This is a genomic window from Actinomycetospora straminea (assembly GCF_028737255.1).
GTDB lineage: Bacteria > Actinomycetota > Actinomycetes > Mycobacteriales > Pseudonocardiaceae > Actinomycetospora > Actinomycetospora straminea.
The window spans coordinates 78,711-95,505 of sequence record NZ_JAQZAN010000024.1 but is presented as its reverse complement, the minus strand read 5'-3'; the positions used below and the strand labels follow the sequence as shown (position 1 = coordinate 95,505).

Here is a 16,795-nt window from a genome sequence, read left to right as displayed (position 1 = left end):
GTCGGTCCGGAGGGTGTCGGTCCGGAGGGTGTCGGTCCGGAGGGTGTCGGTCCGGAGGGTGTCGGTCCGGGCGGCGCGGTGCCGGGCCTCGCGGCGCCCGCCGCCGGCCGGTCGCCGGTGTCCCGGGGCGGTCCGTCCGTGCCCGGATCGTAGGGTCGGGTGCCGCGGGGGACCGGCGCGGTGAGGGGCGCCCCGGTGGGTCCGCCGGAGGTCCGCCCGCCGCTGTCGAGGGCCCGGCGGGCGGCGTCGCGGAGCTCGCCGGCGGTCGCGTACCGGTGGTCGGGGTCCTTGGCCATCGCGGTGACCACGACGTCGTCGAGCGCCGGGGGCACGCCGGCGACGGACGCGCTGGGCCGGGGCGGCTCGCCGTGGACGTGCGCGAACATCAGCGCCGGCGCCTCGGCGGCCTCGAAGGGCGGGCGCGCGGTCAGGCACTGGTAGAGCAGGCAGCCGAGCGCGTAGACGTCGACCCGCCGGTCCACGGGCCCGTTGACGAACCGCTCCGGGGCCATGTAGTCGATCGTCCCGACCGTCGACCCGGTCATCGTCAGCCCGAACTTCGTCTGCCCGATGGCGTGCGCGATGCCGAAGTCCATGACGTAGACGAAGTCCCGGGCGGTGACCAGGACGTTGGACGGCTTGACGTCGCGGTGGATCAGCCCGTCGCCGTGCGCGGCGTCGAGGCCCTCGGCGACCTGGGCGACCAGGTGGACCGCGCGGTCCGCCGGGAGCGGGCCCTCGTCGCGCAGCAGCGTGGCGATGGTCGTCCCGCCGTCGACGAGGCGCATGTCGATGTAGAGCCGCGAGTCGATCTCACCGAAGTCGTGGATCGGGATGATGTGCGGGTCGCGCAGGCGGGCGGCGATGCGGGACTCGCGACGGAACCGCTCCTGGAACTCGGCGCTGCCGCTGAACAGCGGGGGGAGCAGCTTGAGGGCGACGACGCGGTCGTGCTGCGTGTCGACGGCCTGGTACACGTCGCCCATGCCGCCGGAGCCGATGAGGCCCTGCAGGCGGTACCGGCCGAACCGGTCGCCGTCCGCCTCGTCGGTCCCGCTGCCGTTCCCGCCGGCGTTCCCGCTGCCGTTTCCGCCGCCGTTCTCGTCGCCCACGCCGCCCCCTGTGGCCCCGCAGGTGTGCCGGACCCTCGCGGTCGGCATCGTAGGTCAGTGCAGGTCGCGGAGGGGAGGAGATCGACGATCTTCGCCCACGGCCTCTCCTGACGAGATGACATAATATCGATTATCGGATCGACACGGACCTGCGGGAGCGGGGTCGGACGGCTCGATCCGGCTCAGCCCGCCCGCCGGCCCGCCCGGGTCGTCGCCACCAGCAGGGCGATCGTGCCCGCCGTGAGCGCGAGCGTCCGGAGCAGGTTCGCGTCGAGCAGGCTGTCGATCACCGTCGCGGACCGGCCGATCCGGTCCAGCAGGTCGTGCCGCGGGATCGCCCACGCGACCGTCGCGACCAGCGAGACGACACCGCCGGCGGCGACCACCGTGGCGAGCCGACGGGACACGTGTGGCGGCCGGGTCCACGGGAACGCCGCGCAGGCCAGGAAGCACACGAAGCCCGGCACGACGACGACGAGCGGGATCGCCCGGTTGTACTGCGCGTGGTACGCCAGGAAATCGTCCGGCGCCACGGCCCGGAACAGCGGGTACGACACGAGCTGCGCCTGCCAGCCGATCGCGGTCGAGTACGCCGAGAGTGCCGCGAGCCCGACGAGGTGCGGCCATCGCCAGTCCCGCACGGTGGCTGGCCGGGGCGACGGGCGGACGGTGGACGGGGTGCCGAGGGACATCGGGAGGTCTCCTGCCGGGAGGGCCCGGGCACCGGGCCGTCAATTCGGATAGAGTAAGAGTAAATCCGATTGAGCAGGAGTCAAGCGAAGATGCCGTCCCGCCGTCGCTACGACGCCACGAGCCGCGAGCGCCAGGCCGCCCGCACCCGCCAGGAGATCGCCCGCGTGGCCGTCGAGCAGTTCGTCGCGCACGGCTACGCGTCGACGTCCGTGGCGGCGGTGGCGAAGGCGGCCGGGGTGTCGACGCAGACGGTCTACAACGGGTTCGGGACCAAGGCCGCCCTGCTCAAGGAGGGGTACGACCTCACGCTCGCCGGCGACGACGCGCCCCTCCCCCTGGCCGAGCGTCCCGAGGTCCGCGCGCTCTACGCGGAGCCCGACCCGGCCGCCTTCCTGCACGGGTACGCCCGGCTGGGCCGGACGGTGATCGACCGCCTCGGGCCGCTCGCGCTGCAGATCGGCGCGGGCGCGACGGCCGGCGACCCGGACCTCGTGGCCCTCCGGGCGACGACCGACGAGGAGCGTCTCGTCGGCACCGGGATGGTGGTCCGGCGGCTGGTGGAGCTCGACGCGCTCTCCCCGGGGCTCGCCGAGGACGACGCCCGCGACCGCATCTGGACCCTCAACAGCACCGAGGTGTGGCACCTGCTCACCGCCGCCCGCGGTTGGAGCGGCGATCGGTACGAGAGGTGGATCGGGCAGGCCATGTGCGACGCGGTCCTGGCGCCGGCGTTCCGCGGAGGTCCCGCTCCGACCACGTGATCGAGATCCGCTCGCCGTGGCCCGGCGACCGGTGGCGGCAGGTCGTCCGTGTCCGGACGTTGCATCGGGCGCCGCCGATCGGCCGCCCGGCGGACAGTCCGTCCGCCGACCGCGCGCCTCCTTCACAGAGCCCACCCGATCGAGCACGGTGGGATCACGGCCGGGTCGCGTCACGGGACACCTGTCTCCGCTACGTGACGGTCGCTCACTTTCAGTGGATGGTCCGGGCCCACGGCCCGGGCGTGCTCGGGGGGAACCGTGGCTGGAGCAGGACATCGGCGGGGGCGCCGGTGACCGACGAGTCCGACGAGATCGATCGCCTGGTCGCCGCCGTCGTGGCCGAGGACCGGGCCGCGCTCAACCAGCTGCTCGCGATCCTGCGGCCCCTGGTCGTGCGGTACTGCCGCTCGCGGCTGGGCAGCGACCGCGCCGGTGTGGCCGCCGACGACGTCGCCCAGGAGGTCTGCCTGGCGGTCCTCAAGGCGCTCCCGACCTACACCGACCAGGGCAAGCCGTTCCTGGCGTTCGTCTACGGCATCGCGGCGCACAAGGTCGTCGACGCCCACCGGCACGCCGGCCGCGACCGCTCCGACCCCACCGACGAGGTCCCCGAGGGCTTCACCGACGCCGTCGGCCCCGAGCAGCACGCCCTCGAGGCGTCGGCCAGTGCCGAGATGCGCGCCCTGCTCGCGCAGCTGCCGGCCAAGCAGCGCGAGATCCTGGTGCTGCGCGTCGTCGTCGGGCTCTCGGCCGAGGAGACGGCGGTCGCGGTCGGGTCGACGCCGGGCGCGGTCCGCGTCGCCCAGCACCGCGCGGTGGCCAAGCTGCGGGGTGTCCTCGGCGCGCCCGACGAGGAGCGCGGGCCCGACGACACCCCGCCGCGGGGCCTGCTCAGTACGCGGGCCGCAACGGGAACCCGGAGCGCGCGCCGGGGCCGAGCTTGACCCCCAGGACCTGGTGGAGCTGGATGTTGTTGACGTCGAACCCCACCTGGCACGCCGGCATGTAGAGCCGCCACACGCGGGCGCGCCCCTCCCCGGCCTCCTCGACGCAGGCGTCCCAGTTCGCCTCGAGGTTCGCCGACCAGCCCGCGAGCGTCTTCGCGTAGTGCTCGCGGAAGTTCTCCTCGTGCCGGATCTCGAAGCCGGCGCCGTTCATCTGCGAGATCAGCCACCCGATCGGCAGGAGCTCGCCGTCCGGGAAGACGTACCGGTCGATGAAGGGGTCGGCGTGCGCGCGGTGGTGCGCGTCGGGCCGGGTGATGCAGTGGTTGAGCAGCCGGCCACCCGGGCGCAGCTTGTCGTGGAGGAACCGGAAGTAGCCCGGGACGTGGCGCCGCCCGATGTGCTCGGTCAGCCCGATCGAGGCCACGGCGTCGAACCCGGTCTCGGTGACGTCGCGGTAGTCGGCGTGCCGGATCTCGACGAGGTCCCCCAGCCCGCGGCGCGCGACCTCCTTCTGCGCCCAGGTGGCCTGGTCGCGCGAGAGCGTCACGCCCAGCGCCTGCACCCCGTGGTGCTCGGCGGCGTGCATCGACATCTGGCCCCAGCCGCAGCCGACGTCGAGCAGGCGCATGCCCGGCTCGAGCCGCAGCTTCTCGGCGACCAGCGCGTGCTTGGCGAACTGGGCCTCCTCGAGCGTCGCGGTCTCCGAGGGGTAGACCGCGCACGTGTAGGCCATCGAGGGCCCGAGGACCATCTCGTAGAAGCGGTTCGAGACGTCGTAGTGGTGCTCGATGGCCTCGGAGTCGCGGTCCTTGGAGTGCCGGCGCCCGTGCTGGCGGTGCTCCTCGGGCGGCGGGGCGATGCGGTGGCGCAGCCGCAGCGGGGCCAGCCGCGCGGCCATGCGCATCAGCGTCGTGGGCGGCACGTCGGAGACGGTCAGGTCGCTCATCGCCGTCAGCGCCTCGTAGATGTCGCCGTCGACGTCGAGGTGGCCGGAGACGTAGGCCCGCGCGAGCCCGAGGCTGTTCGGCGAGCCGGCGAGGTAGGCCAGGGCCGTCTCGCTGCGCACGTCGACGGTGGCGACGGGGTCGGCGCCGCCGGGCGACGACGTGCTCCCGTCGTAGGCACGGATGGCGACGGGGGCCTGCTCCCCCAGCACCGGTCGGAACATCTCGGCGACCTGCACGACGATCCTCCTCAGCCCGTCACGGTCTTGGTGTAGAGGTCCGGGAGACGGCCGTCCGGGTCGTACCGCTTCTTGAGGTCCCGGTAGGTCGTGCCCCCGTAGAGCGCGTCGAACTCGTCCGGGGTGTAGCTGGCGGTCGAGTACAGCGACTTGTGGCCGTCCAGCCCCATGAGCACCTGCTCGATGCGCCGGTTGTGGTGGTCCGGGGCCTGGCCCTCGGCGAGGGGGGCGTCGGACCAGAACCCGATGTTGACGTAGGTCGTGTCGGGGTCCAGGGGGTAGAGCGGCCAGCTCCGGCGGTCGCGCTGCCGGAGCGGGCACAGCCAGATCGGCTCGATCCCGATCTCGTCGTGGAAGAACGCCAGGAACTCCGCGAGCCGGTCCACGGGCACCTCGACGTCCTGGATGATCGGCTCGACGCCGGCCGCGCCGCCGCGGCGCGCGAGGGCCTGGGACAGGCCCGTGCGGCGGTCGAGCGCGACGATCCGGCGGTAGACGTCCGAGCGCCGGTACCGCGCGGGCCACAGCAGCCGCACCACCGGGTGCTGGACACCGAGGGCGCGCGAGCACCAGAACCAGTCGGTGTCCCAGCGCCACAGGTAGTCGCGGATGGTCAGGTAGTCGCTCTCACGCTGCTGGATCGACCGGTAGTAGATCTGCTGGCCGGTGTAGTCCGAGAGGTACGGCGCGGTGTCGACCATCTCGCCGACGGTCATGTAGTGCTCGTCGGCGGAGAAGACGACGCCGTCGCAGAAGTCGACCCGCTCCCCCTCCCAGGTCCGCGACGACGAGACCTCGGCCAGCGCCCGCGCGACCCCGTCGGCGGTGTCGAACCGGACGTGGCGCAGGCGCACGAACGGCCGGACCGGCGCGAGCTCGATGGTCAGGCGCAGCGCGTAGCCCAACGTGCCGTAGGAGTTGGGCAGGCCGGCGAGCAGGTCGGGGTGCTCGGTGGTCGAGAGGATGTCGCCGGACCCGGTGAGCACGTCGGCGTCGAGGACCGACTCGTGCGGCAGGCCGTCGCGGAACGACGACGACTCGATCCCGAGCCCGACCACCGCTCCCCCGAGCGTGATCGTCTTGAGCTGTGGCACCACCAGCGGCATCAGCCCGTGCGGCAGGGTCGCCGCGACGAGGTGCTCGTAGGTGGTCATGCCCGCGACGTCGGCGGTGCGCGCCACGGGGTCGACGGCGAGGACGCGGTCGAGACCGTCGACGGTCAGCCCGCCCGCTCCCCCGCGGAAGCGGAACAGGTTCGAGGTCTTCTTGCGCAGCCGCACCGGGGCGTCCGCGGGCAGCGCCGCGAGACCCTCCCGCACCGCGTCCACCGCCCGGCGGTGGGCGGTCTCGGCGTCCGTCGCCGTCGTCATGAGCCGACCGTCATCTGGGTGCTCCCTCCCGGATCCCGACGGAGCGTATGCCCGCTGTGAGGTCCGGAGCACCGATGTTCCGATGTTCCGTGTGCCACCCGAGCGGACGCTCGACGCACCGTGTCCGCTGTGCCACACGGCGTGTCGATCCGGCGTGTTGCAGCCCTACGCGGTCGGGGGCGCTCCCGTGACGGCCGCGAGCACCCGGGGTAGCGCCTCGTCGGCGAGGGCCGCCATCTCGGGGTCGGTGCGGTCCTGGATCGGGTGGGCGACGTAGACGGCGGGCACCGACGCGAAGCCCAGCGCGCGGGCCTGGGCGTCGGTGGCCGTGACGAACTCGCTCGACGCGACGAACGTGGTGGCGATGCCGTCGGCCTCGAGGGCGGCGAGGTCGTGCACACTGCACGACGTGCACGAGCCTCAATCGGCGAGGGCCTCGATGACGACGTCGCACTCCGCGGTGATCTCGGCGCGCAGGTCCGTGGGCATCGGCTTCGTGAAGGTCGGCTTGGCGTAGCGGCGGACCGTGGCGCCCCGCTCGGTGAGCAGGTCCGCGAGCCGGTCGAGGAAGACGTCGCCGCGCGGCTTGGCGATGTCGAGCAGCCCGACCGTGCGGCCCGCGAGGTCGTCGGGGCGCGGCCCGACGGTGCGGGCGGCGGGGCGGGACTCGTCGGTGGGGTCGAGCACGACGGTGACCGGGCTGTCCACGTCAGGCCTCCTCGATGATCCGTGTGACCGGGCTGCTGCCGCCGGGCCCGCCGACCCAGCCACCGAGCACGGCGGAGAACTTGCCCGCTCCCCCGCCCGCGACGGCCACCATCAGCCCCTCGCGACGGAACTTCGGGTGCGGGCGGGTGGGCTCCGGCATGCCCTCCTCGATGCCGTCGGCGCCGCGGGCGAGCTCCTCCGGCGGGAGCAGGAGCAGCTCGGCGAGCGTGGTCGTGAAGCGGGCCCGGTCCCAGCCGGCCTCGTCGAACACGGCGACGTGCTCGGGGCTGAGCACCAGCACGGCGTCGAAGCCGGGCGCGAGCTTCGGGTGCCCGACCCCGCGCAGCGCGACGGCGAGCGACCGGGCCAGCGACTCCGGGGTGCGCGAGATCTGGTCGACGACGCCGCGCGGCCCCTCGCTCGCGAACACCGTCACCGCCGACGCCCCGGCCGGCACCCCGCGCTCCACGGACAGGGGCTCCCAGGGCGAGTGCTCCTCGTCCTCGGCGAAGCAGAGGCCGACCTTGCCGGGCTGGCCCAGCGTCGCCCGGTCGACCTCGCCGGGCCGCCCACCGCCGACGTTGCGGATCACCAGCTGCACCGCGCGGCCGATCGTCGAGTTCGCCCGCGTGCCCTGGCCGAGCGCGTTGCCGCCGGCGTTCACCCCGATCCGCCGGGCGATCGGCCCGTGGACCAGCACCGCCGGCCCCGCGCCCCACGTCGTGGCGAGCAGGCCGTGGGCGTTGAACTCCTCGGCGCACGCGGCCTCGACCGCGGCGAGCACCACCGGCAGGTACTCGGGCCGGCAGCCGGCGAGCACGGCGTTGATGGCGACCTTCTCGACGGTCGCGGGCACGAGGTTCGGCGGGACGACGGCGACGACCTCGTCCGGCGCGCGGGTCGTGCCCGCCAGCATGCGCAGCACCCGGGGCGGGGTCGGCGCGACCACGGGCAGGCCGTCGGTCCAGCCGCGGTCGTAGAGGGCCTCGGCCTCGTCCTCGAGCCCGGCGAGCTCCACGCGGCGGGCGGCGAGCTCGTGGCCCCGGGCACGCACGAGCATCGCGTCGGCGACCGCGGGGTCGTGGGTGCGCGAGCCGCAGCCGGGCTTCCACTCGGGCAGGTCCGCGCCGAGGTCGGCGACGCCCGAGAGCTCCCGCCACGTCGCCCGGTCCCACCCCTCGGCCCGCGCGGTCTCCCGCCCGCCCTCGCGGCGCAGCAGGGTCGGCACGACGTCGATGCCCAGCGCCACGCTGGCGTCGAGGTCGGTGTCGTCGCGGACCGCGACGCCGGGCGGGAACGCGGGATCGTCCTGGGTGTAGACCGTGGCGCCGAGGTCGCCGAGCACCGGCGCCACCAGCCGGCAGGTCGGGCAGTCCTGCTTGACGACGACCACCAGGCCGTCCGCCGGCACCTCCGGGCTCGTCGACGCCGCCGCGGTCGCCGTCGTGGTCACGGGCGGCACGCTACCGCCATCGGGCGCGAACATCCGAGGGTTGAGCGGCTCCTCGGGCGTCGCCGTCCGCGGAACCGTCGCGCGTCGCGGTCGGGGTCGACGACCCGTGTCCTCGGGACACGGGTCGGGACACCCGGTCGCCGTCGTGGTCGGCCCCGGTCGCCGGCCGCGAACGAACCCAGGGACCCGTGTCCTCGGGACACGGGTCGGAACACCCCGTCTCCGGTGTCGAGAACGCCGTGCCGGCTCCGTCCCCGAGGTGACGGCACCGCCGACACGAGGGAGCACCCGAGATGCGCCAGCTGATCGTCACCGCCATCGCCACGCTCGACGGGTTCGTCGCCGGGCCCGGGGGCGACGTCATGGTGATGCCCTTCGACGAGGGGTTCGACGTCTACGCCGCGGAGCGCATGCGCGCGGCCGACCACCTGCTGCTGGGCCGCACCACCTACGAGGAGTTCCGGGCGTACTGGCCCGGCATCGCCGACGATCCCGCGCAGGCCGGCGCTGCTCGGGGCCGGGCTGCCGCTGCTGGGGCCGTCGGCGGACGGCGAGCCGGACCGGGTGGCGCTGCACCTGCTCGAGGCCCGGCGCCTGCCCGACTCCTCGCTGGTGCTGCACCGCTACGCCGCGCGGTCCTGACGACTTGCGGAGGGCCCGCCCTCCGTGCACCATCCACATGGATGGCGTCGGGAGGGTGTCGTGGTCGCTGAACCGGAGCGGACCGAGAAGATCACGGTCAACCTCGGACCGGTCGACCTCGGCCGGATCGACCTGCTCGTGCAGGAGGGGTTCTTCACCACCCGCACCGACTTCATCCGCACCGCCGTCCGCAACCAGCTCGCCACCAGCGAGCGCGCGATCGAGCAGACCGTCGCGCGCCGGACCCTCGTCCTCGGCACCCAGCACTTCACCCGGCGCGACCTCGAGGCCCTGCGTGACGCGGGCGAGCAGGTGCACGTCCGGGTGCTGGGACTGGCCACCGTCGCCGACGACGTCCCGCCCGACCTGGCCCTGGCGACGATCGCCTCGGTCGAGGTGCTCGGAGCGTTCCGGGCCAGCCGCGCGGTGAAGGCCGCACTGGCGTCCCGGATCGTCTGAGCCGCTCCGCCACGCTCCACCACCACCGACCCCCGGAGGTCGCCGTGTCCCGTGCCCGCAAGATGTTCACCGAGGCGATGCGCACGGCCGCCGCAGCCCACGGAGGCTCGGGCGGCTGGTCCGACGCCACCCGCCTCGTCCGCGAGGGCCGGTTGATGGACGCGACCGCCCGCATCCAGGAACGCCTCGGCGCCGGCCTCCCGGGGATGCCGCCGATGTCTGGGACGACGATGCCGATGTCCGGCATGTCGAGGTCCGGCGCCGGCAGCGCCCACGGCGCCGGCGCCGGCAGCTCCGACCGCGCCGCCGGCACCGTCACCCGCGGCGCCGCCTCGGCCGGCGGGGACCGTCGCGCCTACCGCCTGTTCGTCCCGCCGGGCCTGGCGTCCGGGGCGCCGCTGGTCGTGATGCTGCACGGCGGCACACAGGACGCCGACGGGTTCGCCGCGTGCACGGGGATGGACGAGGCGGCCGCCCGGGCGGGCGTCGCGGTCGTCTACCCCGAGCAGTCGCGGCAGGCCAACGCGATGGGCTACTGGAACTGGTTCCGTCCCGGCGACCAGACCCGCGACGGCGGCGAGCCCGCCGTCATCGCCGCGATCACCCGCACCGTCGCCGGCGAGCTCCGGGCCGACCCGGCGCGCGTCGCCGTCGCCGGGTTCTCCGCCGGCGCGGCGATGGCGGCGGTCATGGCCGCGACCCACCCCGACGTGTTCTGCGGCGCCGGCGTGCACTCCGGGCTCCCCCACCGCGCCGCCCGCGACATCGGGTCGGCGTTCGCGGCGATGTCGTCGCCGCCGGCCGAGGTCGCCGACGCGGGGCCGGTGCCGCTGGTGGTCGTGCACGGTGACGCCGACCGGACCGTGGCGCCCGGCAACGCCGACGCCGTGGTGCGCTCGGCCCTGCGGCGGGCCGGGCGGGTCGAGCGGGACCGCGCGAGCGGGCAGGCCGACGGCGGCCGGCGCTGGACGCGCGAGCGGTGCGCCGAGCCGGGCGGGCGGGTGCTGGCGGAGTCGTGGACCGTGCACGGCCTCGGCCACGCCTGGTCGGGCGGGCGCGCCGGCGTCGCGTACGCCGACCCGTCGGGTCCGGACGCCGCCGCGGCGATGCTCGCCTTCTTCGGCTTCACCGCCGACCGGGACGTCGTGTAGACCACGTTCCGTGCCCGACCTCTCCGAGTACAACGCCAAGCGGGACCCGGCGCGCACGCCGGAGCCGTTCGGGCAGGTCGACGCGGCGGCGCCCACCGGCGACCGCTTCGTCGTCCAGGAGCACCACGCCCGCCGGCTGCATTACGACGTGCGCTTCGAGCGGGACGGCGTGCTGGTGTGCTGGGCGGTGCCTCGGGGCCTGCCGGACAAGCCGGGCGCACCCCGCCTCGCCGTGCACACCGAGGACCACCCGCTGGAGTACCTCGACTTCCACGGCGAGATCCCGGCCGGCGAGTACGGCGGCGGATCGATGACGATCTGGGACGCCGGGCGCTACGAGGCCGAGAAGTGGTCGGACCGCGAGGTCGCGGTGACCCTGCACGGCGAGCGCGTCGAGGGCCGGTTCGTCTTCTTCAAGCCCGACAGCAGCGACCACGACGAGAAGGACTGGCTCGTCCAGCGCCGCAAGGCCGACACGCCCGCACCACCGCGGAACGCCTCCGCGCAGTCGCCGCGGGTCACCGTCGGCGGCCGCGGCCTGCGGCTGTCGAACCTCGACAAGGAGCTCTACCCCGACGTCCCCAAGGCGGCGGTGGTCGACTACTACGCCCGCGTCGCCGACACGCTCCTCCCCCACCTCGCCGGCCGTCCCCTGACCCTGCGCCGCTTCCCGGACGGCATCTCGGCGCCCTCGTTCTACGAGAAGAACGCCGGCGCCAAGGCCCCGGAGTGGCTGCGCAGCGTCACCGTGCCCACCCCGGGCAGCAGCCGCGGCTCGGCGACGGCGAACTTCGTGGTCGTCGAGGAGCTCGCGACGCTCGTCTACCTGGCGAACCTCGCCGTCCTCGAGCTCCACGTCCCGCAGTGGCGCGTCGACGCCGACGACCGGGTGCAGCCGCCCGACGAGCTCGTCTTCGACCTCGACCCCGGCGAGGGCACCACGGTCGTCGACTGCGCGCGGGTCGCCGAGCGGGTGCGGGAGGTGCTCGCCGCCGACGGCCTCGCGCCCTGCCCGAAGACCAGCGGCAGCAAGGGCATGCAGGTCAGCGCCGCGGTCCGTGTCGACGACCCGGGTCGCACGTCGACCTACGCCAAGGCCGTGGCCGAGCTCCTCGCCCGCGAGACCCCGCGCCGCGTCACCTCGATCATGGCCAAGGACCGCCGCCGCGGGAAGATCTTCGTCGACTGGAGCCAGAACAACACCGCGAAGACCACCGTCGCGCCCTACTCGCTGCGCGCGCGGGCGGCGAACGGCGCGCCGACGGTGTCCACGCCGCTGAGCTGGGACGAGGTGGCGGCGGCCCGCGAGGTCCGGGAGCTGACGTTCTCGCCGGCCGACGTCCTGGCGCGCATCGAGGCCCGCGGTGACCTCTACGCGGCCGCGCTCGGCGAGGGCGTCACCCGCCCCGACCTGCCCGCGGCACCGTCGGCGGGGTAGCGCCCGACCTCAGCGCAGCAGGGAGTTGGCCGCACCGCCGACGGCGCGCCCGGCACCGCCCACCGCGCCCCCGACCGCGTCGCCGAGGCCGCCGACCAGCCCGCCACCGGAACCACCGGAACCCCCGGAACCACCGGAGCCGCCCGACGAACCACCCGAGGACCCGCCGGACGAGCCGCCCGAGGACCCGGACCCGCCCGAGGAGCCCGAGCCGCCGTCACGGCCACCACCCGAGCCGCCCGAGCCGCCCCCGCCGTCGTCCTCGTCGCGGGGGGTCGGGGCCTCCTCGTCCTCGTCCGTGGTGCTGCTCGACGAGGTGGGACGGCGGGTGCTGGTGGTCGCGTCGTCCTCGCGCAGGGCGCGGGGGGCGACGGTGATGGTGCGCGGGGGCTGGGCGACCGCGACCGTCGGGTCCTCCAGCGGCGGGAGCACCGCGGCGTCGGAGCCGGTGGCCGGGGCGTCGGTGGGACTGCGCGGCACGGTGCGCGTGCCGGGCGGGGCCTGGCCGGGCAGGTCGCCGGGCGCCACGACGGGGAAGGTGCCGACGCGCGGCAGGGCCGTGTCCTCGCCGCTGGTCGCCAGCGTGGAGATCGCGACGGGCACGACCGCGGCCGCAGCGGCGACGGAGGCCGCGGCGAGGCCCCAGCCGCGCAGGCGGTGCGCCCCGACCGCGCCGGCGCCGGCCGCCGCGCCGCGACGACGACGGTGACGACCGGGGTCGGGAGCGGGCGCGGAGGGCGCCAGATCGGCGGGCGCCTCCTCGAGACCACGGCGCGCCCAGGCCGGGAGCTCGTCGGGGACGGAGCCCGACGACCACCACGAGGGATCACCCCCCGACCGCTTCGACATCCTGCGCTCCCCCTCAGCCCAGTGTGATCGCCGAGACTACTGCACGTGCACAGTGACCCCCAAGGTGGCCCGGTGTTTCCCCGAAACGAGCCAACGATCGCCGCGATGTGCAGCAACGATGCTGGCACGGATGATCGGGTCGCACTGCTCCGCCACGCACAGAGCCACGCACGGAGCCACGCACCGAGCCACGCACCGAGTCACGTCCCGAGCGCCGTCTCCCGCGACCGGGCACACTCGGGGCCCGTGACCCGGGCGACCCACCCGTACCTGGCCGGTCCCGTCCCCCGCGCGTTCGCGCACCGCGGCTGGCACATCGGGGACCTCGACGGCCTGGAGAACTCGCTCGCCGCCTTCCGGCGCGCGTCCGCCGAGGGCTACACGCACCTCGAGACCGACGTGCACGCCACGGCCGACGGCGTGCTGGTCGTCCACCACGACGCGACCCTGCGCCGGGTCGCCGGCCACCCCGGCGTGCTGCGCAGCATGCCGTGGGCCGACCTCGCCGACGTCCGCCTGCGTGGGCGCGAGCCGCTCCCCCGCCTCGAGGAGGTCCTCGAGGCGCTGCCGGACACGCGGTTCAACGTCGACCTCAAGGCGCCCGGCACCGTGGAGCCGATGCTGCGGTTGCTCGAGCGCGACGACGTCGCCGAGCGCGTGGCCGTGGCCAGCATGGACGAGCGACGGGTGGACGCCGTGCGCGCGCGCTACGGGGACCGCGTCGTCACGGGCATCGCCTCGCGGTCGGCGCTGCGGCTGCGGGCCCGGGCGGTCTCCCCGGTGCGCGGGCCGCTGCGGCGGTTGCTGCCGGTCCGGGGCGACCTCGCGCAGCTGCCGGTGCGCTTCGGGGCGATGACGGTGATCGACCCGGCGATGATCGCCACCGCCCACGAGCTCGGCATCGAGGTCCACGCCTGGACCGTCGACCGCACCTCGGAGATGCACCGCCTGCTCGACCTCGGCGTCGACGGCATCATGACCGACCGCCCCGACCTGCTGCGCGACGTCCTCGTCACCCGCGGCACGTGGACCGCGCCCGCCGACGGGACCGGCTGAGACGGGTCGGGCACAACCGGGGCCGTGTGGGCGTTGCACCACACGGGTATTCGCCCCGTGTGCAGCCGGAGTGGTGAGACCGGTCACGGAGGGGATGAACGGCGGCCGTCGCGGGAACGAACAGCGACGGTCCGGCGTTGACCACCCCGTGCCCGGCGGCCGTGCGTCTCGGGCGCACACGCAGTCGAGGAAAGGACACCATCATGGCCGACCGCGTCCTCCGTGGCAGCCGTCTCGGGGCCGTCAGCTACGAGACCGACCGCGACCACGACCTCGCCCCCCGCCGTTCCTTCGCCTACCGCTGCCCCAAGGGCCACGACTTCGAGGTGCCGTTCTCGGACGACGCCGAGGCGCCGGTGACCTGGGAGTGCCGCCTGCACGGCGACGAGGGCAAGCGGATCGACGGCACCGAGCCCGAGCAGAAGAAGGCGAAGCCGCCGCGCACCCACTGGGACATGCTGCTCGAGCGCCGCTCGGTCCCCGAGCTGGAGGAGCTGCTCGACGAGCGCCTCGGTCTGCTCAAGGAGCGCCGCTCCGAGAGCGCCTGAGCGCGCACGAGGTCCACGACGAGGACCGTCCCGGCCGACCGGCCGCGGCGGTCCTTTCGTGTGTCCGGGGTGCCGGCGACGTGCCCCTATCGGCGTGCTCCGCTGAACGACACTCAGAACGTCCGTGGCGGTACGTCGATCACCGGCGGGGCCGGGCCCGCCGCCGGCGCACCCGGTCACGCACGGCCCAGGACGTGATGCGCCACAGCGCCTCGCGCACGACCTCGCCGCTCATCTTCGACTCGCCGTGCTCGCGCTCGACGAAGGTGATCGGCACCTCGCGCACCCGCAGGCCCGACCGGTGCACGCGGAACGCGACGTCGACCTGGAAGCAGTAGCCCTCCGACGCCACGGTCGGGATCTCCAGCCCGGCGAGTGCGGCCCGGCGGAAGCAGCGGTAGCCGCCGGTGACGTCGTGCAGCGGCAGGGCCAGCGCGCGCCGGGAGTAGACGTTGCCGGCGCGCGAGAGCAGCCGGCGGTGCCACGCCCAGCCCTCGGTGCCGCCGCCGGGCACGTAGCGCGAGCCGAGCACCACGTCGGCGTCCGGGGCCGCGGCCAGCAGGCGCGGGAGCTCCTCGGGCGCGTGCGAGCCGTCGGCGTCCATCTGCACGATCCACCCGACGCCGGCGGCGGCGTCGCAGCTCCCGTCGAGGACGCGCCGGAACGCGTCCACGTACGCGGCGCCGAGGCCCGCGCGCGGCGCGTGGTGGTGCACGCGGACCCGGGGCTCGACGGCCGCGATCGTCTCCGCGAGCGCGCCCGTGCCGTCGGGGCTGCCGTCGTCGACGACGAGGATCCGCAGGCCGGGGAGGGCCGCGAGCAGCCGCGTCACGAGCCCGGGCAGGCTCTCGCGCTCGTTGAAGGTCGGGATCGTGACCAGCACGTCCGACCCGTCGGGGGCGGGTCCGCTCACGCGGTGCCCCGCCGGCGGAGGGCGGCGCCGGCGACGACCGCCGCCACGCCCAGCCCCGCGAGCACCCACTCCGGCGCCGGCCCGACGCGGGTGGCGAGCGTCGTCGTGGTCCGCAGCGGCACCCGCTCGACGAGCAGGCCCGGGGTGAACAGGGCGCCCGTCCGGGCCGCCAGCGTCCCGTCGGGCGCGACGACCGCGCTCTGCCCGCTGGTCGCGGCGATCACCACGGCCCGGTCGTGCTCGATCGCGCGCAGCCGCGACATGCCCTGCTGCTGGTAGGTCATGTCGCTGTAGCCGAAGGTCGCGTTGTTGGTCGGGACGGTGAGCAGGTCCGCGCCCCCGCGCACGGCGTCGCGGACGGCGTCGTCGAACACCACCTCGTAGCAGGTGACGACGCCCAGGCGCACCGGTCCGGCCGGGACGACCCCCGTCCCGGTGCCGGGCTCGAAGTCGACGACGCGGTCGACCAGCGGGGAGACCTGCTCGGCGATCCCCCGCAGCGGGATGTACTCGCCGAACGGGAGGATGTGCCGCTTGGTGTACGTCGCGGCGGGACCCGTGCCGGGCAGCCAGACGATCGCGGTGTTCCGCGGGCCCTGGACCAGGGTGCCGGCGGCGCCGCGGGTGCCCGAGAGGACCGCGCCGACGACGACCGGCACCCCGACCTCGTCGGTGACCGACTGGATCGCCGCACCGGCGTCGGCGTTGCGCAGCGGGTCGATGTCCGAGGAGTTCTCCGGCCAGATGACCAGGTCGGGACGCGGGGTCCGCCCGGCGCGCACGTCCGCGGCGAGACGCCGGGTCTGTGCGACGTGGTTGTCGAGCACCGCGCGGCGCTGGGCGTTGAAGTCGAGCCCGGCGCGCGGGACGTTGCCCTGCACCGCGGCCACGGTGACGGTCGGGCCGGGCGTGTCCGCGGCGACCGACGGCCACACCGCGAGCCCCACGACCGGGCCGAGCAGGACCGCGACGAGCGCGCCCGCGACGGCGCCCGTCCGGCGCGGCGGCCGCACAGCGCGGACCAGCGCCCACAGCCCGGCCCCGGACAGCGCGACCGCGAACGTGACCAGCGGCGCGCCCCCCAGCGAGGCCAGCGGCGCGTACGGCCCGCCGGGCTGGCCGAAGGCGAGCTTGGCCCAGGGGAAGCCCTCGAACGGCCACCGCTCGATGAGCGCCTCGCCCGCGGTCCACAGGCACGCCGCCCACAGCGGCGCGCCGGGCAGCCGCGTCACCAGCGGCAGCAGCCCGATCGGCAGCGCCACGACCACCGTCAGCGCCGCGAGCAGCAGGAACCACACGCCGCCGACGTACTCGCCGGTCCAGTGCAGCAGCGGCCACTGGTAGGCCAGGCCCACGAGCAACCCGAGCCCGGCGGCGGTGCGCAGGCGCCGGCCGTCGACGACCGCGACGACCAGCGCGATCCCGAGCGGCGCGGCCCACCACGCCCCGAACGGCGGGAACGCGACGTAGAGCAGGAGCCCGGCGACGACGGCGCCGACCGGGCGCACCCAC

General features: G+C 75.2%; 17 protein-coding genes. 8 read left to right on the top strand and 9 right to left on the bottom strand.

Annotated features, from left to right (window positions below):
- Positions 1-1,112, bottom strand: a 1,112-nt coding sequence (locus tag PH190_RS26045) for a serine/threonine-protein kinase (RefSeq protein WP_274234444.1), incomplete at its 3' end; no start/stop codon positions are given.
- Between the two features lie 182 nt (positions 1,113-1,294).
- Positions 1,295-1,804, bottom strand: a complete 510-nt coding sequence (locus tag PH190_RS26040) for a hypothetical protein (RefSeq protein ID WP_274234443.1) — start codon at positions 1,802-1,804, stop codon at positions 1,295-1,297.
- Positions 1,805-1,894: 90 nt separating this feature from the next.
- Between PH190_RS26040 and PH190_RS26035 the strand changes: the two genes are divergently transcribed.
- Positions 1,895-2,566 carry a TetR/AcrR family transcriptional regulator gene (locus tag PH190_RS26035; protein WP_274234442.1) on the top strand — a complete coding sequence of 224 codons (672 nt, stop codon included), beginning with the start codon at positions 1,895-1,897 and terminating at the stop codon, positions 2,564-2,566.
- Positions 2,567-2,856: 290 nt separating this feature from the next.
- Positions 2,857-3,510 (top strand): sigma-70 family RNA polymerase sigma factor, encoded by a 654-nt coding sequence (locus PH190_RS26030; protein WP_274234441.1) that lies wholly within the window; start codon positions 2,857-2,859, stop codon positions 3,508-3,510.
- Here PH190_RS26030 and PH190_RS26025 read toward each other — a convergent pair.
- The 4 genes from PH190_RS26025 to PH190_RS26005 all read right to left on the bottom strand — a co-directional run bounded on the left by PH190_RS26025 (position 3,458) and on the right by PH190_RS26005 (position 8,227).
- Positions 3,458-4,681: an SAM-dependent methyltransferase gene (locus tag PH190_RS26025; protein ID WP_274234449.1), complete on the bottom strand. Its 1,224-nt coding sequence runs from the start codon at positions 4,679-4,681 to the stop codon at positions 3,458-3,460. The two genes, PH190_RS26030 and PH190_RS26025, sit on opposite strands and share 53 nt — an antisense overlap.
- A 26-nt stretch (positions 4,682-4,707) precedes the next feature.
- On the bottom strand, positions 4,708-6,066 hold the full coding sequence (locus tag PH190_RS26020; RefSeq protein WP_274234440.1) for an FAD-binding oxidoreductase: 1,359 nt from the start codon (positions 6,064-6,066) through the stop codon (positions 4,708-4,710).
- Between the two features lie 165 nt (positions 6,067-6,231).
- A complete protein-coding gene (locus tag PH190_RS30665) occupies positions 6,232-6,774 on the bottom strand; it encodes a UGSC family (seleno)protein (RefSeq protein ID WP_420791712.1) in 543 nt (180 codons plus the stop codon).
- Between the two features lies 1 nt (position 6,775).
- The gene (locus tag PH190_RS26005; protein ID WP_274234437.1) at positions 6,776-8,227 is read right to left on the bottom strand and encodes a thioredoxin domain-containing protein; all 1,452 of its coding nucleotides are present in this window, start codon (positions 8,225-8,227) and stop codon (positions 6,776-6,778) included.
- A gap of 293 nt (positions 8,228-8,520) precedes the next feature.
- Here PH190_RS26005 and PH190_RS26000 point away from each other — a divergent pair, with 293 nt between their 5' ends.
- Genes PH190_RS26000 through ligD form a run of 4 tightly spaced genes read left to right on the top strand, consistent with a single transcriptional unit; the run spans position 8,521 to position 11,917 of the window.
- The gene (locus tag PH190_RS26000) at positions 8,521-8,940 is read left to right on the top strand and encodes a dihydrofolate reductase family protein (protein ID WP_274234436.1); all 420 of its coding nucleotides are present in this window, start codon (positions 8,521-8,523) and stop codon (positions 8,938-8,940) included.
- A complete protein-coding gene (locus PH190_RS25995) occupies positions 8,930-9,328 on the top strand; it encodes a CopG family transcriptional regulator (protein WP_274199067.1) in 399 nt (132 codons plus the stop codon). Before PH190_RS26000 ends, PH190_RS25995 begins: the two co-directional genes overlap by 11 nt.
- A gap of 44 nt (positions 9,329-9,372) precedes the next feature.
- A complete protein-coding gene (locus PH190_RS25990) occupies positions 9,373-10,479 on the top strand; it encodes an extracellular catalytic domain type 1 short-chain-length polyhydroxyalkanoate depolymerase (RefSeq protein WP_274234435.1) in 1,107 nt (368 codons plus the stop codon).
- A 10-nt stretch (positions 10,480-10,489) separates the two neighbouring features.
- A complete protein-coding gene (ligD, locus tag PH190_RS25985) occupies positions 10,490-11,917 on the top strand; it encodes a non-homologous end-joining DNA ligase (RefSeq protein WP_274234434.1) in 1,428 nt (475 codons plus the stop codon).
- A 9-nt stretch (positions 11,918-11,926) separates the two neighbouring features.
- On the opposite strand, the gene PH190_RS25980 is transcribed toward ligD, so the two are convergent.
- Positions 11,927-12,766: a hypothetical protein gene (locus PH190_RS25980; RefSeq protein ID WP_274234433.1), complete on the bottom strand. Its 840-nt coding sequence runs from the start codon at positions 12,764-12,766 to the stop codon at positions 11,927-11,929.
- Positions 12,767-13,012: 246 nt separating this feature from the next.
- Between PH190_RS25980 and PH190_RS25975 the strand changes: the two genes are divergently transcribed.
- Together PH190_RS25975 and PH190_RS25970 are read left to right on the top strand one after the other, a co-directional pair.
- A complete protein-coding gene (locus PH190_RS25975) occupies positions 13,013-13,822 on the top strand; it encodes a glycerophosphodiester phosphodiesterase family protein (protein WP_274234432.1) in 810 nt (269 codons plus the stop codon).
- A gap of 203 nt (positions 13,823-14,025) precedes the next feature.
- Complete coding sequence (locus PH190_RS25970; RefSeq protein WP_133828683.1) at positions 14,026-14,370, top strand: RNA polymerase-binding protein RbpA; 345 nt, start codon at positions 14,026-14,028, stop codon at positions 14,368-14,370.
- Positions 14,371-14,509: 139 nt separating this feature from the next.
- Here the strand turns inward: PH190_RS25970 and PH190_RS25965 are convergent, their stop codons facing one another.
- Both PH190_RS25965 and lnt read right to left on the bottom strand, forming a co-directional pair.
- Complete coding sequence (locus PH190_RS25965) at positions 14,510-15,283, bottom strand: polyprenol monophosphomannose synthase (protein WP_274234431.1); 774 nt, start codon at positions 15,281-15,283, stop codon at positions 14,510-14,512.
- Positions 15,280-16,791: an apolipoprotein N-acyltransferase gene (gene lnt / locus PH190_RS25960; RefSeq protein WP_274234430.1), complete on the bottom strand. Its 1,512-nt coding sequence runs from the start codon at positions 16,789-16,791 to the stop codon at positions 15,280-15,282. Before lnt ends, PH190_RS25965 begins: the two co-directional genes overlap by 4 nt.
- Between the last annotated feature and the right edge of the window lie 4 nt (positions 16,792-16,795).